This is a genomic window from Bdellovibrio sp. HM001 (assembly GCF_055397275.1).
The window spans coordinates 1,767,349-1,786,350 of sequence record NZ_AP029174.1 but is presented as its reverse complement, the minus strand read 5'-3'; the positions used below and the strand labels follow the sequence as shown (position 1 = coordinate 1,786,350).

The 19,002-nt window shown below is 48.4% G+C and carries 14 protein-coding genes; 9 read left to right on the top strand and 5 right to left on the bottom strand.

Going from position 1 to position 19,002, the window contains the following annotated elements; genetic code table 11:
* Positions 1–2: 2 nt before the first annotated feature.
* Entirely contained in the window at positions 3–1,319 is a 1,317-nt protein-coding gene (locus ACZ5ZZ_RS08550; protein WP_464142291.1) for a hypothetical protein, read from the top strand.
* Here ACZ5ZZ_RS08550 and ACZ5ZZ_RS08545 read toward each other — a convergent pair.
* Positions 1,316–2,671 carry a hypothetical protein gene (locus tag ACZ5ZZ_RS08545; RefSeq protein WP_464142289.1) on the bottom strand — a complete coding sequence of 452 codons (1,356 nt, stop codon included), beginning with the start codon at positions 2,669–2,671 and terminating at the stop codon, positions 1,316–1,318. The genes ACZ5ZZ_RS08550 and ACZ5ZZ_RS08545 overlap by 4 nt on opposite strands.
* A 252-nt stretch (positions 2,672–2,923) precedes the next feature.
* Here ACZ5ZZ_RS08545 and ACZ5ZZ_RS08540 point away from each other — a divergent pair, with 252 nt between their 5' ends.
* Positions 2,924–5,965, top strand: coding sequence for an outer membrane lipoprotein-sorting protein (locus ACZ5ZZ_RS08540; RefSeq protein WP_464142287.1), 3,042 nt, complete (start codon positions 2,924–2,926; stop codon positions 5,963–5,965).
* Here the strand turns inward: ACZ5ZZ_RS08540 and ACZ5ZZ_RS08535 are convergent.
* Entirely contained in the window at positions 5,962–6,471 is a 510-nt protein-coding gene (locus ACZ5ZZ_RS08535) for a TetR/AcrR family transcriptional regulator (RefSeq protein WP_464121208.1), read from the bottom strand. The genes ACZ5ZZ_RS08540 and ACZ5ZZ_RS08535 overlap by 4 nt on opposite strands.
* A 143-nt stretch (positions 6,472–6,614) precedes the next feature.
* Between ACZ5ZZ_RS08535 and ACZ5ZZ_RS08530 the strand changes: the two genes are divergently transcribed.
* From ACZ5ZZ_RS08530 to ACZ5ZZ_RS08520, 3 genes are read left to right on the top strand one after another with little or no spacing between them, the layout of a single operon-like run.
* Positions 6,615–8,135 carry a GH3 family acyl-acid amido synthetase gene (locus ACZ5ZZ_RS08530; RefSeq protein WP_464142285.1) on the top strand — a complete coding sequence of 507 codons (1,521 nt, stop codon included), beginning with the start codon at positions 6,615–6,617 and terminating at the stop codon, positions 8,133–8,135.
* Positions 8,132–8,707: a LysE family transporter gene (locus tag ACZ5ZZ_RS08525; protein ID WP_464142283.1), complete on the top strand. Its 576-nt coding sequence runs from the start codon at positions 8,132–8,134 to the stop codon at positions 8,705–8,707. Before ACZ5ZZ_RS08530 ends, ACZ5ZZ_RS08525 begins: the two co-directional genes overlap by 4 nt.
* Positions 8,704–10,689: a C45 family autoproteolytic acyltransferase/hydolase gene (locus ACZ5ZZ_RS08520; RefSeq protein WP_464142281.1), complete on the top strand. Its 1,986-nt coding sequence runs from the start codon at positions 8,704–8,706 to the stop codon at positions 10,687–10,689. The genes ACZ5ZZ_RS08525 and ACZ5ZZ_RS08520 overlap by 4 nt, the downstream gene beginning before the upstream one ends.
* Position 10,690: 1 nt before the next feature.
* Here ACZ5ZZ_RS08520 and ACZ5ZZ_RS08515 read toward each other — a convergent pair whose 3' ends face one another.
* Positions 10,691–11,407: a substrate-binding periplasmic protein gene (locus tag ACZ5ZZ_RS08515; RefSeq protein WP_464142280.1), complete on the bottom strand. Its 717-nt coding sequence runs from the start codon at positions 11,405–11,407 to the stop codon at positions 10,691–10,693.
* A 64-nt stretch (positions 11,408–11,471) separates the two neighbouring features.
* Positions 11,472–12,227, bottom strand: a complete 756-nt coding sequence (locus ACZ5ZZ_RS08510; protein WP_464135112.1) for an MnmC family methyltransferase — start codon at positions 12,225–12,227, stop codon at positions 11,472–11,474.
* A 39-nt stretch (positions 12,228–12,266) separates the two neighbouring features.
* Here ACZ5ZZ_RS08510 and mnmL point away from each other — a divergent pair, with 39 nt between their 5' ends.
* The 4 genes from mnmL to ACZ5ZZ_RS08490 all read left to right on the top strand — a co-directional run bounded on the left by mnmL (position 12,267) and on the right by ACZ5ZZ_RS08490 (position 18,360).
* Complete coding sequence (gene mnmL, locus ACZ5ZZ_RS08505) at positions 12,267–13,274, top strand: tRNA modification radical SAM protein MnmL/YtqA (RefSeq protein ID WP_464135109.1); 1,008 nt, start codon at positions 12,267–12,269, stop codon at positions 13,272–13,274.
* A 490-nt stretch (positions 13,275–13,764) separates the two neighbouring features.
* Entirely contained in the window at positions 13,765–16,170 is a 2,406-nt protein-coding gene (locus ACZ5ZZ_RS08500; protein ID WP_464135108.1) for a ribonucleoside-diphosphate reductase subunit alpha, read from the top strand.
* Positions 16,171–16,307: 137 nt separating this feature from the next.
* Positions 16,308–17,306, top strand: a complete 999-nt coding sequence (locus tag ACZ5ZZ_RS08495) for a ribonucleotide-diphosphate reductase subunit beta (protein WP_088565253.1) — start codon at positions 16,308–16,310, stop codon at positions 17,304–17,306.
* A 214-nt stretch (positions 17,307–17,520) separates the two neighbouring features.
* Positions 17,521–18,360 carry a hypothetical protein gene (locus ACZ5ZZ_RS08490; protein ID WP_464142278.1) on the top strand — a complete coding sequence of 280 codons (840 nt, stop codon included), beginning with the start codon at positions 17,521–17,523 and terminating at the stop codon, positions 18,358–18,360.
* A 45-nt stretch (positions 18,361–18,405) separates the two neighbouring features.
* Here the strand turns inward: ACZ5ZZ_RS08490 and ACZ5ZZ_RS08485 are convergent, their stop codons facing one another.
* The gene (locus ACZ5ZZ_RS08485; RefSeq protein WP_464121195.1) at positions 18,406–18,894 is read right to left on the bottom strand and encodes a hypothetical protein; all 489 of its coding nucleotides are present in this window, start codon (positions 18,892–18,894) and stop codon (positions 18,406–18,408) included.
* Between the last annotated feature and the right edge of the window lie 108 nt (positions 18,895–19,002).

The window sequence follows — 19,002 nt, the reverse complement described above, 5'->3', positions numbered from 1 at the left end:
GAATGCCATCTCTTGCCTTTTATCTTTCCTTAATACTTCTGCTGTCAGCGACCAACTCGTTTGCGGCTCGCAAGACCGAGTGGAGCCTGCATCTGGACAGCAGGATCGAGGCCGTCTATTTCCCGCAGTCCTACGGAGAAGACACCAACGATGATCTTTATCGGCTGGATCTGAATCCGATCTATCGCTGGAAATATCTGGACTCGATCCGCTTCACATTCAAACCTCTTTTTGTCGCCAATCCCAACAATAAATCCACCGAGGAACAGACCTTCTTTGATCCTGGCGAAACCTTTGTTCGCTATCAGCGGGAAAACTTATCCCTGCAAGCCGGCTACAATATCTTTTCCTGGGGCGTGACGGATGGTTACAACCCACTGGACATTCTTAATCCCAGACAGTACTTCGACCCCCTGCACAGTCGCAAGCTGGGGCTTTTGTCGCTGGTTTACTCTCAGACCCTGGGAAGCTGGGACTATGAAGTGGTTTTCATTCCGCTGAATCAAGGCTCTCTTTTACCGGGCGATAACAGCCGCTGGCTTCCGCGTGAGATCTTCCTGCCACAAACCGCAGACAATGACCTGATCCTTTTGCTGCCGGAAAATCTTCGCTATCACTCGCGCGCACGCAAGAACCTGGGAACCTCAGCTGAAAACAACTATGCGTTTCGCCTGCAACGTCGGGGCGAGTTCATTGATTTTTCACTCAGCGCCTATGAAGGCGCCGCAGGCTTCCCCCTGATTGTCCCGGAAGTCACAGGCGCTATCGTGCAGGTGTCACCAAAAACAGTCATCCGTGTGGACCCGGACGTGACTTTGAACAGCTATAATTATCGCATTCGCCAGGGCGGAATTTCTTTTGTCAGCAATCAGATGAATTTTTTATTTAAAGCAGTCGGCAGCTATACTGAAACTCTGGAAGACAACCCCAACCTGCAAAAATGGACCAATGAAAATGTCCTGGGTCTGGAAAGAACTTTTACTTTCGGTGACAGCGGCATGCTGATTGCGATCCTCCAGTATTCCTTTTTGAACACCGAAAAAAAGAACGATTCAAATCTGTCTGTCTCGGAAATCTTCCGCAGTGCCTATATGGCGGGCGGGCGCCTGAGCTGGAAAGAAGTCTGGAGCGCCAACTTCCTGGGACTTTACGACAGCATTCACGGAAGCACTTATCAGGAATACAGCCTGAGTCGCCGTTTTCTGGACGCGTGGGTTCTTAGCGGCACAGCAAGCTTTATCCAAGGCTCTGACGATACACCTTTGGGAGTGTATGGCAAGAACAGCTCGTATTCAATTTCACTGAGCCGCTCTTTTTAAGGCGTCAGCTGCAACACCAGATCTGAAGAATCTGTCGTCAGCAGTTTTTTTACGTTTAACCCCAGGCCTTCCGCCAAAGGAATTTTTGGGATCGTCATACGAACCGTCTGTCCCCACAAACCACCGACGATCCGATCTCGGATTGTTGACGTCGAAAATCTGGTTGAAGGGTGGTATCTTGCCACATAAGAGTCATCAAACGACGCCACCATCCCCAGACTCGGATTCACAAACTTCGCCTGCGCAACCCCCTCACTCACCTTCACATCTATCAAAGACGTAAAGGGCAAAGAGAAGTTCATGAACGGAACATACTTACCGGATTTAGGTGCCTGCATACGGGCATACAGCTGATTCTTCACCTGATATTGCAGGCGCTGCCCCGAGATGCTCACATCTTTATTTGAATAGACATCAAACTGAAACTTCGCGGATTTGGAAAAACTCATCAAGGCCGGCCACACGAAGAACTGCACAAAGCGCGAATTCATCACCGTGGAAAAACCAGGCAACTGACCGGAGCTCACCTGATGCAGCCAGGTATTGGCACGGTAAGCCTGAGCCAGAACTGTTTTAATAAATTCTTTCGGAAGACGCAAAGACGCCATTTCCGAAGCTGTCTTTTCTGACGGTCCACTAAGTTTCAAAACTGTGCGTGGGGCCTCAGCCGCCCGGGCAAAGGTGATTTCAAGAACACCTTTGGCGCGCAAACCGTCCTCTCCCAGATCCGTGAATTCCTGAACCTTCATTGTCACGTCAATATCAGGTCGGGCCACAACCAGCTTGCGGGGCGACGAGAAATCCAGCACGACATTCTGCAAATAGTCCTGCACATATTTCTTCAGCAGATCCCTCTGAGGCTCAACAAAACGGACTGAATCATTGGCTATCTTATCGACTTCGTCTCTTAAGATGGAATCAAATCCCTGAGCGCCCTGACACAGGAATTCACTACTGTACTCCCAACTTCCGGGGCTCCAGGACAGATCCACTGCGTTCACCGAAGCACCTGCCTGCGTTCCGGACACCTGAGGTGAAAGATTAATTTCAAACTTACCCTGATTCTTTCTTAAATTCAGCACAATGTCTTTGCAGGAAGCCTGAACCCGGAACCGGCCGATGACACCCCCCACATTTCTTTCGATGACGTGATCCACCGAAATCTCAGCAATATATAACTGCGCAGAAAGATCCCTGGAGGTCAGAGTCAGTGTGCTCTGCCCCGAGCCCAGGGCGGGCTTTTGCAACTGGGTTTTCATTTGTAATGAAAGACCTTTTATATCCACCGGGATATCCTGACTGACCAGATGCTGATCAGGAAATTGCCATTTCGCCTGAAACTTTTCAGTCATGAGGCTTTTCCACTTTTCTTCAATCAAACTTTGTTGAAACTGTCTAGGTAGTTTCAACTCAAACTCTGATTCCACAACTGCAGCGGAAAATGCGGGTATAGTAGTAAAGAATGTGAGTAGCGCGACCGATAGTTTTCTTGTCATCATAGAACTTCGTTTCCTCATCTCGACTGACATCATGTTCTTAAGTTACGGCTACAACAGAAAAATCTAAAGGAACTTTTACCAGCAGAATCGAAAGAAGACAGTTCAATGAAGAATATGAAAATCGCCAAACTATTTTCCAAATTTTCCGTCAAAACTCTCTGCATTTCCACTCTTCTTTTTGTTTTTCTGATCACCATCCTTGGTCTGTTCGCGCTTCCCCGTTTACAAACGCAGTACAGTTTAAAACAATTTCTTCCCAAGGATAATCCCCTGCTGGAAAGAGATGATCACACCAAACAACTCTTCCAACTGTCTGATTCACAGCCATTCATCATCACGGCTCGAATCACGGCCGATTCCGAAACCTGGTTTAATAAGGAAAAGATCCGCAGTCTGGAGTCTCTGACCAATCTTCTGGTCAATTATCCTGGCGTGAAAAACACGCTCAGCCTGGCAACAGTACAAGGGGCCATCAGCAACAGCGATGGTCTTAGTGTCGGCCCCCTGCTGAAAAATCTGCCCGAAAATCAGTGGCGTCAGGAAACTCTTAAAAATCCCCTGATCTCGCCCACCTTGATTTCACAGGACGCCAGAACAGCCTCGGTGATAGTCAACATCAAACCTCTGCACACGCAGGAACTGCTGGCTCTGCGCCAGAATCTCGAGGTCACCGCCGCGGCGGCAGTCCCCTTTGCTCATGTTGAGATCGGCGGCACACCCGCCGTGCAGACTGACGTCGGGGTTTTACTCCAGACAGAGCTTCGTAACTTTGTGGTTCTGGGTTTTCTGTCCTGCTTTCTGGTTTTGGGCCTGATCTTTGCCAACTGGACACCGCTGATTATATCTTTCATCGTCATAGTTTGCGCCAATATCATTGTCCTTGCTGTGATGGCGCTGGCCGGCTATCCATTTTCGGTTCTATCCACCACGATACCGATTCTGACCACTGTGGATGTGGTCTCTTTGATCATTCACACTCTGCTTAGATACTCAGAAGAACAAAAAAATCAGCCGCAACTCAGTCATCAGGAACGCGTCGTCTATACCTTCAGGGTATTGCTCGGGCCTAACTTTTTCGCCTCCACCACCACTATGATCGGCTTCCTCAGTCTGCTGGCCACAAAGGTTCCCCTGATCCGGGATTACGGCCTGACCGCTGCTGGTGCGATTGTGATTGGATGGATTGTCACAACACTGACCTTGTTCCCCTTGCTTTATTTCCTGCCTGGACCGCAGGCCCGGGACTGGGCCTGGGCCAAAGCGCGTTGGGGGCTGTATCTCTTCCGTCGCTCCGGCATCTGGGCATTTTTAATTATTCTGGTGTGCTCCGCACTGGCAATCAAAGGACAAAGCCTGTCCTGGTCTGCCCGTCTGTTTGATGATCTTCCCAAGAATCATCAGGTGCGACTTTCCACCGAAACGATTGATCGGGAACTGGGGGGCATGATTCCTTTAGATATTGAAATCAAGGGTCCTGCAGATTCGTGGAACGATCCCGCACTGCTGGCCAAGATGGACCAGCTTCTAGAGGACATCCGTCAAACGCAAGGTGTGGGCAGTGTCGTCGGCTTGCCTGATCTGGTGGCTGCGGCCAACATTCACCACACACGTCTGCCAGCCAGCAGATCGCAAACGGCGGAAATCTTCTTCCTGTACTCGCTGTCCAGCAACAGTCCCTTAAAAAACTTCCTGAATACGGACTCATCCAACACCCGAATCTCAGTAAGAACCTTTGACTTGCCTTCAAATCAACTTCAATCGCTTGTGCAGACAATCAAGGAAAAGGCCACCACCACCTTCCCTCAGATGCAAGTTGAGGTCACAGGCATGGGATCCACAATCCACCACCTGAACAACGATCTTTCCAGACAGCTGATCTTTGGCTTCTGGCATTCGATGCTGGCGATTGCTGTCGTTCTTATTTTTGTCTTTCGTTCGGTGCGCTGGGCCTTGGTGGCCTGCATTCCGAATCTGGTGCCTCCCGCCGCCCTCTTAGGTTTCTTGGCGATCTCTGAAACGCCCATCAAACCCAGTATCGCGATCATCTTTTCAATCGCTCTGGGGCTGGCATTTAACAACACTGTTTATTTGCTGGAACGTCTGCGCGCCCTTCAGAAGAACTCCAAAAGCAAAGAGCTGGAAATTGAAAAGACCCTGTGGCGCGAGGGCAACCCTTGTCTGATTTCAACACTGGTCCTTCTGGCTGGGTTTTCAGTCTTCCTGGCATCTTATTTTGCCATGAACCGAATCTTTGGCTTCTACATGCTATTGTCAATGCTCGCAGGACTTGTGGGCGATTTGATTCTTCTTCCGACAATGCTGAAAAGTTGCCCTTGGCTCTTGACCCCGGTACCTTGGAAAAAGGAGAAAACCATGGCAACAGTCGCAATGATCTTCTTTGCCCTCATGATCACACTGACTCCGACGCGCACACAGGCCCAGATGCCCACCATAGAAAAAGTCGGCGAATCCATGAGCCAACGCCTGCGTTCGCGTGATGAACAGTTTTTGGTGAAAATGAAAATCATCGAAGCAGATGGGTCCAGCAAAGATCGTGAAATGAAGATCTGGCGCTTGAGTCCGGCAAAAAAAGAACACTACCTGCTGGTGCGCATGCAAAAGCCCCAGGACCTGAAAGGCACCGCCCTGCTGGCGACTCTGAAGGGTGAGCAAGAGGATAAATGGATCTATTTGCCTTCAACCAAACAAACACGCCGGCTGACAGGTGAATCCGGTCAGGGTGGCATCCTGGGGTCCGAACTCAGCACCGAGGATTTTGATTTCAATCGCGACCAAAGCGCCCAAAGTTCTGTAAAAAAGGAACTCGACATCAAAGGAAAGAAATATCTTTTGATCGAGTCTGATGTCGCCAGCACATCCAGCAACTATTCAAAAATCGTCAGCTATGTTTCCGCCACGGACTTTGTCCCGGTGAAAGTGGAGTGTTTCGACAAACAAGGAAAATTATTAAAGGTCCTGGATTTTACAGGATACAAAAATGTCGGCGGAACAAAAATGCGGGCTTCCAAAATCAGCATCAAGAACGTGCAAAACAAACGCGGCACCGTCATCATGCTTTCTCAAGTAAAACTGGATCAGGGGCTGACCGCTGCTCGTTTTACGCCCAAAGCCTTGTCCGAAGACTAAGTCGGCTTTTTGATGTAGTCCTCAAACAAGTTATCCACCTGCTCGGGCGGAAGCTGAAAGGCCACCGCACCGAGTTCTTTCAAATAGACCTCCAAAAGCTGCCTTTCCTGCAGATCCGGAAACTCATTTTTCATGGCTTTCAATAAGAGCGCCTCCGCCTCATGAATCATTTTTCCGAAGCGGGTCCCGGCATTTTTTTCCAGATAATAAAGAACAAACAGATAAGGCATGTTCTTGACGTCTCTTAATATCGCACGCAAGCGGTCGCGAATGCCGACCGACTTTGTACGTTCGATATTAAAGACGTGGGAAATAACGAACTTGTAGGCCTCTTCCAGCACCACTTCCTTTTCTTTACCAAAATAGTAGTAAATCAAGGACCGGGTGACATTGGATTCTCGGGAAATGTCCGACAGAGTCCATGCCAGATGCCCCTTGGCGACCTCCATTTTCAGGATCGCATTACAAACAGCGAAATAGATTTCTTCCTTCGATTGAGTTGCCATTTGGTAATTTTGACAAAAAAGACCAAAACCTGTCAATGGAAGCCCTCATATTCGACAGATTTAGCCCATTCCTGTCAACGCGAGGAAGCGACAAGCACCCTAAACCGAAATAAATTGCCCTCATTCCAAAGAAGGAGTTTTTTATGTTCGCAGTAAATCATGTTGTTCAGTCTCTGGGCCAAAAGTATCTGAAGACCTACGGTCAAAGAATGACCGTCACACATCAAGACCTTCTCACCAAGCAAGAGAAGAATTTCGCCAGCCTGAAACGGGGACTTGTCGGCACCCGCCTTTATAAAGATCTGCGCCTATCCCACATCCAATCCTATGAAGAGTTCGTAAACCATGTCCCTGTATATAATTATGACGAATACGCCCCTTATGTTGACATGATCGCGGCGGGCCACAATGACATTCTTTTCAAAGACAAGGTTGAATACTTTGGCCTGTCCTCTGGGACGTCCGGTAAAGACTCCAAACGCGTTCCTTATAATGAACGCATGATCCGCATGTTTGTAAAATCCCAGAAGCGTGTGGCCAGCAAACTGAGCACGCTGGAACCTGAAATCAACTTCCTGAAAGTCGGCCGTTTGACTTTCGGTTCTGATCCTTATCTGTATTCTCAAAACGGCTTCAAATTTGGTTACATTTCCGGGATTCTGAGCACCCGCGTTCCAAAGGCTTTGGCCAAGAACACCTTCCCTTGCCGGGAGGTTCTGGCTATTTCCAACTGGGACAAAAAGATTGAAATGCTGGTTTCCGAATCCATCCAGCAGGACATTCAGGTGGTGAGCGGAATCCCAACTTATATTATCAGCATCTTCGAGGCGGTTTTACAGAAGACCGGTAAAAAGACAATCCGTGAGATCTGGCCGAATTTGAAGGTCTTTGTCTATGCTGCGACTCCGATCAAACAATACAAGGAACGTATCGACCGCCTGGTGGGACACGAACTGAGTTACTATGGTCTTTATGCCGCGACCGAAGCGGCCATCGGTCTGCCTTATGAAAAATATCAAAATGGCCGCCAAAGATATTTCCTGAATCCGGATCTGCTTTATTCCTTCACTCCGGTGGAAGGCGCAAAAAAGAATCTGGGTTTGCATGAAATTGAAATGGGTGTTCCTTATTACATCAATATCGGGACTCCCAACGGCATGATCCACTATTCCATGAAAGACGTGATCAGTTTTGAACGTCACAATGACGATCTGGTGTTTGAATTTGTCGGCCGCAAAAGCACTGGAATGAATCTGGCAGCTGAAAAAGTCAGCGATGACGAGATCCTGGACTGCTATCTAAACACAAAAAATGCCACCAACGTGGATCTCAGACACTTCTTCCTGTCCCCGCAGATGAAAGATGGCAAGGCCTCTTACCTTTGGACTTTGTTTGTTCCTGCCAAAACCGAGGTGAATCCGGAAGTTCTGGCACAGGCTTTGGACGAGGAAATGAAAAAACAAAACGGCGATTATCATGATTGCCGCGAAGTGGGGGTTTTGGGGCCGGCCCAAGTTCACCTGATGAGTGCGGATTACCTGCAAAAATATTTCGAAAAGAACCGTGGCCGTGGCCAGTTCAAAATGAAAACCACGTTTGAAACGGCCGAAGAATACCTGAACTTTATGAGCCTTCATTTGGAACAAGCCGGGGCTGTTCAATGATTCTTTGGATGATCATCGTCGGATTCCTTTCTGCCTTCGCCCTGGGACCTGCCAGCTTCAGCATTATTCGCAGTCTGGTGTCCCGTCGCCAGTGGCCGTGGTCCTCGATCGCGGGATTTCTGGTGGGCGATCTGATCTATATCGTTCTGGCGATGGCTTTGTTGCAAAGCCCGTTGCTGCATGAAATCTGGCTGAAGAATTTGCTGACAGCTCTGACAGCAGGGGTTTTGCTGCTGTACTCTGTAAAAGTACTGACAAGCAAAACAAACCCCCAACAAAGTCTGGAAGTTCCAGCTCAGGGGTTCAGTAAAAGTCTATTACTGACTTTAAGCAACTTTCATCTGGTATTGATCTATGCTGGTCTGTTCGTGCAACTGGCGGGACAAAAGACAGCGGCACTGTGGATGGGTGTCGGCGTCTATGTTCTGACCTTTGTTTTCAGCTTCCTGGGACTTTTGTGGGGCCTGAAACAGCTTCACGGTCCCTTAAAGAAACTCCTGCGTAAAATTGAAATTGTCGCAGCCTGCGGTTTCCTGGGATTTTCAATTTATCTTTCTTTGGAGATTTTATGAAAAAGATCGCTCTTCTTCTGGCCTTTTCCCTGCCGACGGGTGCCTTTGCTGATTGTGTTTTAAAGAATCAACTTAAAGGTCAAAAGCATTTTATCTGTCAGGCTCAGGGAACAAACAAGTCTGTGCATGTTCTGGATTTACAGGGTGGCTTTGCAGAAACCGCTTACTATCACGGCTATTTCCTGAGAAAAGAAATCGAATCCGGAGTTCTTAAGGGCATCCAGGTCCGAACCGAACGGGCTTTTTCGGATCTGGATAAATCCAGCCGAGAAAAGATCGAATTGATCCGAAAGTGTGTCATCAACAATTACCGCGCCAGCGTTTCTGATGAGTTTAAAGACGGCTTAAAGAATCTGCACCGTGGTCTTCAGGCTGCCGGAAGCCCCGTGGACTGGAGACATTTTGAAGAAAGCAATTACATGGTGGAGTTTTCCATCTTTGCTGATTCCATGCAACGCCAGCTCGACACAAACCCGCGCAAAGGCTCCTTAAAAGTCTTTGCCTCCTGCGCGCCCTATTTTATTGGCAACACCCTGGCTAAGCCGTTCAAAAAGCTGGCGCAGGGTCTTCGTGCCCTCAAAATGGGTTGCACAGGGATCAGTGCATCTGCGAACAGCTCCAGGGATGGAGCTCTTATTCATGGTCGCAACTTCGACACCGGACTGTTGGGTTTCTATGAACCCGAACAGGTCATCGTAATCAATCGCCAGAAAAACGGAATGACATCCGTGGGCATTGGTTCTGCCGGACTTCATTACGCTGGCGGTATCAGTGGCTTTAATAACTATGGTCTTTCAGTCAGCCTGCACGAACTGCAGACTGAAGGCACCCGCATCAGTTATGAAAGTGGCTCTTCCGATATTGCACCTTACCTTCTGCACTCAGTCCTCATGAAAGCCCGCACTTTGAATGAAGCTATTGCGATGATTCAAACACGCAAAGGCTTCGGCGCCTGGACTTTCTTCATTTCGGACTCCAAGACTGATGAGTCTGCCTCAATTGAGCTGAGCGGTGACACGGTTGTGGTGGCTCGCCGGACTCAAAAGAAATTCCTGGGACAAAGCAACCACTTCCTGGGAGGCAAAACCAGTGAAGAGGGCTATGAATACAGCCTGAATAAAACCCTGGAAACCCGTGCCCGCCTGTCTCATGTGGAGCGCACGATGACGGAAGATTTCGGTCACATTGATGCCCAGTGGGTTATCAACCGTCTCAGTGGTCACACCGACGAACTGGTGGGTCCGCGCAGCTTCGGACGCACCACCACCAAACTCTACACCGCCGCCACCCACGTGATGCTACCCGGTCGTCAGGAATGGTGGATGAGTGTCGCGGAAACTTACCCCACCAATCGGTCCCATTTTGTTGGCTTCCGACTTCTGGGTCCGGATCAAAAAGATCCCGTGCAGATTCTGGGAACCACGAAGGCTTGGGAAGATGCGAAAAAACCTGCCTGGTATGACTCTATGAAATATTATGTTCAAGCTTACTTAAGCAATGAACAGGATCACAAAACCATTGCAGGGCTTGATCGCACGCTGGGACTTTTAGAAGCAGCCTCTTTGACGGCGGCCCAGGATGATGTCTATGAATTCCCGTATGAGTTCATGTGGGCAAGGATGAAGGTCCTGCGCGCAGCTAAGAATATTATGGCTGGACAACGTGAGCTCGCCTTCCAGGATCTCTCTGACGCACAGGAAAAGCTTTCTGAGATCGCAGAGCGCTTAGGGAACGGCCTGCATCCTTACGAGTCCTTCCAGTTGGATCTGTGGAGATTCCGAGCTGAAACTCTGAAACCACAAGTCCGTCAGTCCCGCGCAGCACAGCAGCTTTATCGCAATCAGGCACGCACGCTGCTGAATTCCTTAATACAAAAATATCCGCGCCAAAGTGAACTCTACGATTTGCAGTGGAGCTTGGGTGAAGAGATGCAGCTTTATGTTGTTCTTGACGCCGAGATCCGCTTGGGAACTGTTGAGTAACCTAGGGCTGGGCGAGGGCGGCTTCGGTCAGGACCCGATCGAGGCTGCCGTCTTTTTTCATGACCTCGATGGTTTTGGAAAAGATCTCTGCCAACTTCCGCCCCTCGTCATTGTCATGAAATGCATAATAAACATTCTGCTCTGACAAGGGCTGCGTTTTATCAAAATCAATACCGCGCTCACCACTGAGCTGCAAAGCTCTGAGGCCGGATCTTTCCTCGACCACAAAAGCATCAATCTGCCCCTGCCCCAGTTTGCGCATATTCTGGATATCATCCGCCGCATATTCAAATTTGATTTTTTTATTGGCGATCAATTCTTTTCCATAGGGATAGCGGAACGTCAGACCGACTTTTTTCCCCTCTAAATCCTTCATAGTGCGCAAAGGGGACACCTTGCGAAAGAAGGCATAATCGACCTTGCGATAAAACGGCGTGGATTTAGCCGAAGTTTTGGGCACATACACATCCAAAGCCGGAAAAAATCCATCCACTTTCGCATTACTGAACGCCAGCAGCGTTTTTCCAGTGGGAAGAACCCGTATGTCGACGGTCCGATTGTTGCGCTTGGCGATTTCGCGAGTGAGAGAAATGAACAACCCTTTGTCAGGATTTTCCACCATCAGAGGAATTGCAAAAGTGGCCAGAACGATGGGCTTTGCCAAAGCCACAACAGGACAAAAAATAAAAAGTGCCGTCACATTCCGAAGTAAGGACATAATTAAGTAAAGATTTATTGATGACTTTTAGCAAGGGGTTTCCCCGTTCCTATCGTTACAAATTTTAGAGGTTTCTCAAGCCCAACGTGGAATTGCGTTTACCTTGGAAACCTTCCCGCAGAATCACTTCAAAATTCTGCTGTTTAAGGGCTCTTTTTAAAGTCCCCTTGCAGGCATAGGTTGAAACCACACATCGTTCAAAAGTCCCTGTTTTCAGGATGTAATTCAAAAACTCTTCTTCCCATAAATGCGGCGACGTCTTCGAACTGAAAGCATCATAAAGAATGCAGTGGTATTTTGATGGCAGAACCACATCGGCATTCAAGGAGGTCTGGATGTCCGAAAGGTTTTTAAAATGTTTCTTCAAGAAAAACTTAAGCTTTCCGGGCGATAGTTCAGTTTCGCGAATCACATGTTCCAGCACCTGATCGTAGGTTGCCCTGACTTCGGGATGAAGACTCTGGTCCTGATCATGAAGCCACTGATAAAAGAACTCGCGCAGCTCCGGCACGCTTTCATAACTGGTGATCAACCCGATATCCTCGGGTTCTTTTCCCGCCAAAAGAGCTTCCCGGGCGATGACCAATTCAATGTATCCCAAACCCAAACCGACAATCAAAAAGTGAGGATTTGAAATCTTTCGCACGACCTGTGCGATGGGCTCGCCATAGATCATCAGAGTTTCTGCACAAGCGCCGCCAGAGTGGTGCATGGATTCACCCCGATCCTTACTGGCATCCACAGACTGAAGCAGACGCAAACTCGGGCTTGCGTCACCCGTTATTTCAATTTCAAACCCAATATCGACCCATGACTTCATTTGATTGACTTCCCGCAGAAGAAAACTGTACAAGTGCCTATGGAAAAAGGCTGGTTAGGGCTTCCCTATCATACTATCAGTGAGCACTACAATAAACTCTTTGGAGAAAAGGTTTATAAGGTGCCGGTGTCCGTCGTGGACGACTGTCCGAACCGACGGGGCTTAAAGGGCATGCAAACCTGCGTCTTTTGTGACGTCTGGGGCTCTGCTGCGAATGCCGAAAGCCTTTCCATGGAGCTGCGCACGCAGATTGAAAAGTATCACGCTCTTATCAGCAAGAAGTACAACGCCAAGGCTTTTCTGATTTACTTCCAGGCCTACACAAACACTTTCACCAAAGTCTCGGCCCTTCGTCATAATTTTGATGTGGCACTGTCTTACCCATGGGTGAAGGGTTTCACTGTGGGCACCCGCCCGGACTGTCTTTCCAAATCAGTTTTGGATTTATGGCAGGAGTATCACGAAAAATCCTTTGTGGCGGTGGAGCTGGGTGTGCAGAGTTTCTTCAACGACCAACTGGAATTCATGCGCCGCGGGCATTCTGCGGAAGATTCTATTGCCGCCATTCATAAGATTGCAGAAAACACGAAAGTGGATCTGGGAATTCACTTGATATTCGGAAGCCCGACAGAGACCGACGAAAAGATTATTGAGACAGCAAAGATCTGCAACGACCTGCCGATTACAAACGTGAAGCTGCACAACCTGCACGTTCTAAAAAACACTCCCCTGGAGGAGATGTATCGCAAGGGCGAGTTCAGTCCGATCGACAAGGACACCTACACTCGCCGTGTGGAACTGTTCCTGCAGCACCTTTCCCCCCGTTTGGCATTGCACCGTCTGGCGGCTTATTCTTCTCGTTGGGATGAACTGGTCGCGCCTGATTGGACGAAGAACAAGATGGGCACTCATCAGCACATCATTGACGTCCTTCGCGCTCACGGCGCTTATCAGTCTCAGAATTTCCAGCCGGCGAACGAATCCGAAATCCTTTTGCAACGGCGTTTGTTCGAAAAATCGCAAAGATCAGACGCAGTCCGTGCTTAGTTTCCGCGCAATTTAAGATTCTGTAAGATCAGTACAGGTAAATTTCAGCTTTATTGGCCCAAAACATGGGTTTTAAACCTCGACCAAAGTTTTACGACGTAGAATTACATCCTCTTGCTAGTTTTGAGTGCAGACAGATCGAGTCAAGGGGAAGTGTTTTTCTGCTTATTTGATGGGCAACGTCACAGAAAAATCGGCGTTATTTTTAAAAATGTGCTTGAAACCTTCCCGAAAGAATTACAAGATCGGAATTGAGATGGATACCCGGCATATGGATATGTCACCAATTAGAGACCACTAGATCTAGTGGCAAGCCGAAAGGCAGCTAAGGGGGATTTAAGGGAAACAGCTAAGGATTAGCAACTTCGTTCTCACTAAATTACCACACAACTTTATATATGCACTAACCAGACCTAAGTCTTTACGAGGGGTGAAGATTTTGGGGCGGGATTTTTTTGCCCAAACGGAACTGGGCAGAGGGGATACAGCCATGTTGGAAACAACAGCTCACATCATGAGAGTTAAAAAGCGCGATGGCACACTGGAGCCAGTGGACGTAACGAAAATCGTTGAGCGCGTAACCAAGAACTGCCAGGGGTTGACTCAGGTAGATCCTTTGCGTGTTGCCACTAAGGCCATCAGCGGTCTTTATGACGGCGCCTCTACAAAAGAGCTTGATAATCTGTGTATCCAGACAGCTTCTTTGCTGATCGGTGAAGATCCAGAGTATTCCCGTCTGGCAGCTCGCCTTCTTTCCACTTATATTGACGAAGAAGTTCGCTCTCAAAAGATTCAATCTTTCGCAGACTCTGTAAGCTTCGGCTTCCAGGCAGGTCTTCTGGCTGAGAGCACTTTCAAATTCGTTGAAGCCAACAAAGCAGCTCTTTGCGCGGCGATTGAACCATACAGAACAGACCGTTTCGAATACTTCGGTCTAAGAACTGTTTACGATCGTTATCTATTGAAAAACCCAACAACTCGCCAGGTGTTTGAGACTCCTCAATACTTCTTCATGCGTGTGGCTTGTGGTTTGGCTCAATCTGTGGAAGAAGCCATCGAATTCTATCGTTTGATTTCCTCTCACGATTACATGCCGTCCACCCCGACTTTGTTCAACTCCGGAACTATGCGTCCACAGATGTCTTCTTGTTATCTTTTGGATTCTCCAAGCGATGACTTGTCTGCCATCTACCAAAAATACACGGACATCGCCCTTCTGTCCAAATTCGCCGGCGGTATCGGTGTGGCTTACTCCCGCGTTCGTTCCCGTGGTTCTTTGATCAAAGGAACAAACGGTCACTCCAACGGTATCATCCCTTGGCTGAAAACCATGGATTCCTCCGTAGCGGCGGTCAATCAGGGTGGTAAACGTAAAGGGGCTGCCTGCGTTTATCTTGAAACTTGGCACGGTGACATCGAGGAGTTCCTTGAACTTCGCGACAACACGGGTGACGAAGCAAAACGTGCGCACAACCTGAATCTGGCTAACTGGGTTCCAGACTTGTTCATGAAGCGCGTTGAAGCTGATGCGATGTGGTCTTTGTTCGACCCTAAAGTGGTTCCTCATTTCGTAGACACTTACGGTGAAGAGTTCGAAAAAGCTTACGCAGAAGCGGAAGAAAAGAAACTTTACATCAAACAAATCAAAGCTCGCGACCTATACAGCCGTATGATGAAAACATTGGCTCAGACTGGTAACGGCTGGATGACTTTCAAAGACCACGCGAACCTGAAAGCCAACCAGACTGGCGAAGCTGGAAATGTGATCCACCTTTCCAACCTGTGCACAGAGATCCTTGAAGTGACCTCTGACAAAGAAACTGCGGTGTGCAACCTGGGTTCTGTGAACCTGGCTCGCCACGTGGAAAACGGTCAGTTCAACTTCGAAAAACTGGCTCGTTCTGTGCGCACGGCTGTGAAATACCTGGACCGCGTAGTTGACATCAACTTCTACCCTATTCAGACAGCTCAGGACTCCAACCACAAATGGCGTCCCGTGGGCTTGGGCGTGATGGGTCTTCAGGATGCATTCTTCCTGATGAAACTTCCGTTCGACTCTGCTGCTGCCCGTGATCTTTCTGCAAAAATTCAGGAAGAGATCTACTACAATGCGCTGGTCACTTCCTGCGAATTGGCTGAAAAACATGGTCCTCACGGTGCTTTTGAGCAGACCAAAGCCGCTAAAGGCTTGTTGCAATACGACCTTTGGGGTGTGACACCTTCTCAACCAGAACGATTTGAGAAGTTGAAAGAGAAAATCAAGAAGCACGGTTTGAGAAACTCTTTGATGATTGCGATTGCGCCAACGGCAACAATCGCGTCTATCGTGGGTTGTTACGAAGCGATCGAACCACAGGTTTCCAACTTGTTCAAACGTGAAACCCTTTCCGGGGAATTCATGCAGATCAATAAGTACCTTGTGAGTGACCTGAAAGCGATGGGCATCTGGAACGAAGACGTTCGCAACGAAATCAAGTTGCAAGACGGTTCCATTCAGGACGTGGCGATGATTCCTCCACAAATCAAGGAATTGTACCGCACTGTTTGGGAAATCCCGATGAAGTCTTTGGTTGATATGGCTGCCGATCGTGGCGCTTACATCGACCAGGCTCAATCCTTGAACTTGTTCCAGGAAAGCCCGACCATTGGAAAACTTTCCTCCATGTACATGTATGCATGGAAAAAAGGTGTGAAGACGACTTATTACCTTCGCTCTCGTCCTGCGACCAAAATCGCAAAAACGACAGTGAAAGCTTCCAGCAACTCTGCAAATCCAAATGTTTCTGAAAGCATGATGGATGCAGCTCCTGCTCAAGAAACTAAGAAGTCTTACTCTGACGCAGAAGTGATCGCATGCTCCCTGGAAAATCCAGAAGCCTGCGAAGCTTGTCAGTAGTCGCGGCTCACCCGCGGAGAGAGGTCCGCACTCGCGGACCTCTGAACCAGCAGCAGTAGCTGCGGAGTGCTGACTGGGGCGGTGCCTCAGTCGCTGAACCAGCGCTTTAAGCGCGTAGTACTTTTTTGGAGATTTTTATGATTCTAGATCCTGGCTTTAATCTGACTTTGCGCCCAATGAAATACCCTGTTTTCTACGAAATGTACAAAAACGGGATCAAAAACACCTGGACTGTAGATGAAGTTGATTTCTCTACAGACCTTGTGGACTTGCACTCCAAAATGACTGAATCAGAAAAACATCTGATCCGTCGCTTGGTGGCTTTCTTCGCAACGGGTGACTCTATCGTGGGGAACAACCTGGTATTGAACCTTTACAAGCACGTGAACTCTCCAGAGGGTCGCATGTACTTGTCCCGTCAGCTTTACGAAGAAGCTTTGCACGTGCAGTTCTATCTGACACTTTTGGACAATTACATTCCAAATCCGGATGAACGCGCTGAGGCTTTCGCCGCTGTTGAAAACATCCCGTCCATCAAAAAGAAAGCGGATTTCTGCTACAAATGGATTGATTCCATCAACGAGCTGAATGAGCTAAACACGATCGAAGATCGTCGCCGCTTCCTGATGAACTTGATCTGCTTCGCGACTTGCGTGGAAGGTTTGTTCTTCTATGCAGCGTTTGCTTACGTTTACTTCCTGCGCTCCAAAGGTCTTTTGGCCGGTTTGGCGTCTGGTACCAACTGGGTCTTCCGCGATGAGTCCATGCACATGGCTTTTGCGATCGAAGTTGTTAAAACAGCTCGCAAAGAAGAGCCAGAATTGTTCAACCAGCAAATGGAAGACATGGTTGTGCAAATGCTTGAAGACGCCATCGAGTGCGAGATGGAATTTGCTCACGACGTACTAAACCTGGGTGTTGCCGGATTGTCTGCGAAAGACATGAGACAATATCTTGAGTACTGCGCTGATCAACGCCTTGAAAGCTTGAACATTGCTCCACGCTACAACGTGAAAAATCCGTTCATCTTCATGGAACTTCAGGACATGCAAGAACTAGCCAACTTCTTCGAAAGACGCGTTTCCGCCTACCAAACAGGCGTATCCGGCGCCGTTGCCTTCGACGAAGCGTTCTAGTCGGCCACGCCGAGGAGGCTGGAGTGCCGCTACTCCGGCAACGCCGGAGTGCTAGCGGTCACTCAAGCTGAACTGGCTTTAAGGAACATTGTTGAAAAGCAACATTCTTTGGATCTTATTTTTTCTAATCTGCATGGGGGTGGGATTTCTACACGGAGTCCTGCCCCAAGGCATTTCTAGATCCTATTTTGTCAGTCCAATTAAAGTTCAGGTTTTGACCACTGATGAAATTCTTTTTCCGGAAAGTCTGCGCCAGGAATTGGAAGAGGAACTGCATGTTCGCTTCTCAGTGACTGTCACTCGCGACTGGGAATCCATGCTGGCGAATGTGGTGGCCAGCCCTTCTGCTGATTTGATTTTCCTGCCTTCGTACTGGGCCAACACCCTGGCACATCAGAGCCTTCTGGCCAATACGGCAGGAAATCGTGGTGAGCTTTTACAGCGAGTGGCTTCGGACTTTGTGAAAAGTAAAAAGCCTGAAGATTTTTACTTTTTGCCTTTTTACTGGATCAAAACCGGCATCGATACGCCGCTGGATGAAACATTCCTGGACTTCCTGAAAAACAAAAAGGAAAGTTTTCTTTTCTTGCTGGCGGACGAGGATTTGTTGTTAAAACATTTCCAGGTCTGGAAAGAGCAGGGACTTTGGGATCAGGTTTCTCAAAAAAGAATCCTGACTTTACAGCTCGATCAACTTTCAAAAACCAGTGATGAAGGAGCTGTCGAAACTCCTTTGAATCGTGAGTTCAAAGAAAGCTCTCATCCCTATTTGAGTGCTCTTTTGATCTGGGGAGCCGCCATTCCGGTCAACTCCACACAAAAAGAAGTGGCTTTGGAAATTCTCGAAACCTTGACCTCCACAGAGCATCAGGAAAAAAGTCTGTTGAAGACTCCGTTTAACTCGACTTTCTCCAATGTGACAGCCACAGAGATACCTTTACACCGCCGCGCCGATTTTATCCGCGACTTGCAGTTAAAAGACACACTGATTCTTGAATCCAAGGATCAGGAAGCCCCTCTTAAACTAAAAAACGACTTTAACTTCACCCTTTAGGGTTTCATTAAAGTCGTTGTCTGCTCTTTCACTTATAAGATTCTATTACTTGCTAAGATTGAATTGCGGGGCTCCACGGGCCTCATTAATAACCACGTTCCCGTCCGCATCGCGGGCCTGCAGATAAAGTCGCAAAGCGTGAACGGCCGGAGAGGCCAGTGACGTTATATTGACCAGAATGTTGAATCTTCCATTGCGACAGGTCCCGTAGCCAGAATTCAGTGGAGTGTTCGAGTTCAGATCTGTCACCGGCAATGGCGTACTGCCATTTAGAACGATGATGGAGTGAGAGGGATAGGTGGACACGTAACATTCACCTGTGACTTCGGCCTTGGTGTCCGTGCTGGTCATGTTAATATTGGGATTATACATCTGCAGCATCAGCTCTTCAGACTTGGGTTCTTTATTGACGGTGTGAGCGCTGGAATCGTCTTTTCGGTCTGTTAATAGAGAATCCCCCTGGATCGGCTGACAAGCCGTCACGAGCAGACAAAGACCCGAAAGTCCTGCTAAATACCGCACTGAAGATCTCATAAATCCCCCACTCAAAAAGGATACCTATCTTCATCGGCAAACTAAACCATTGGCATAACCCCTATCTCACATAGAGACAGTCTCCAGCAATTTTTTCTAATTTACCCG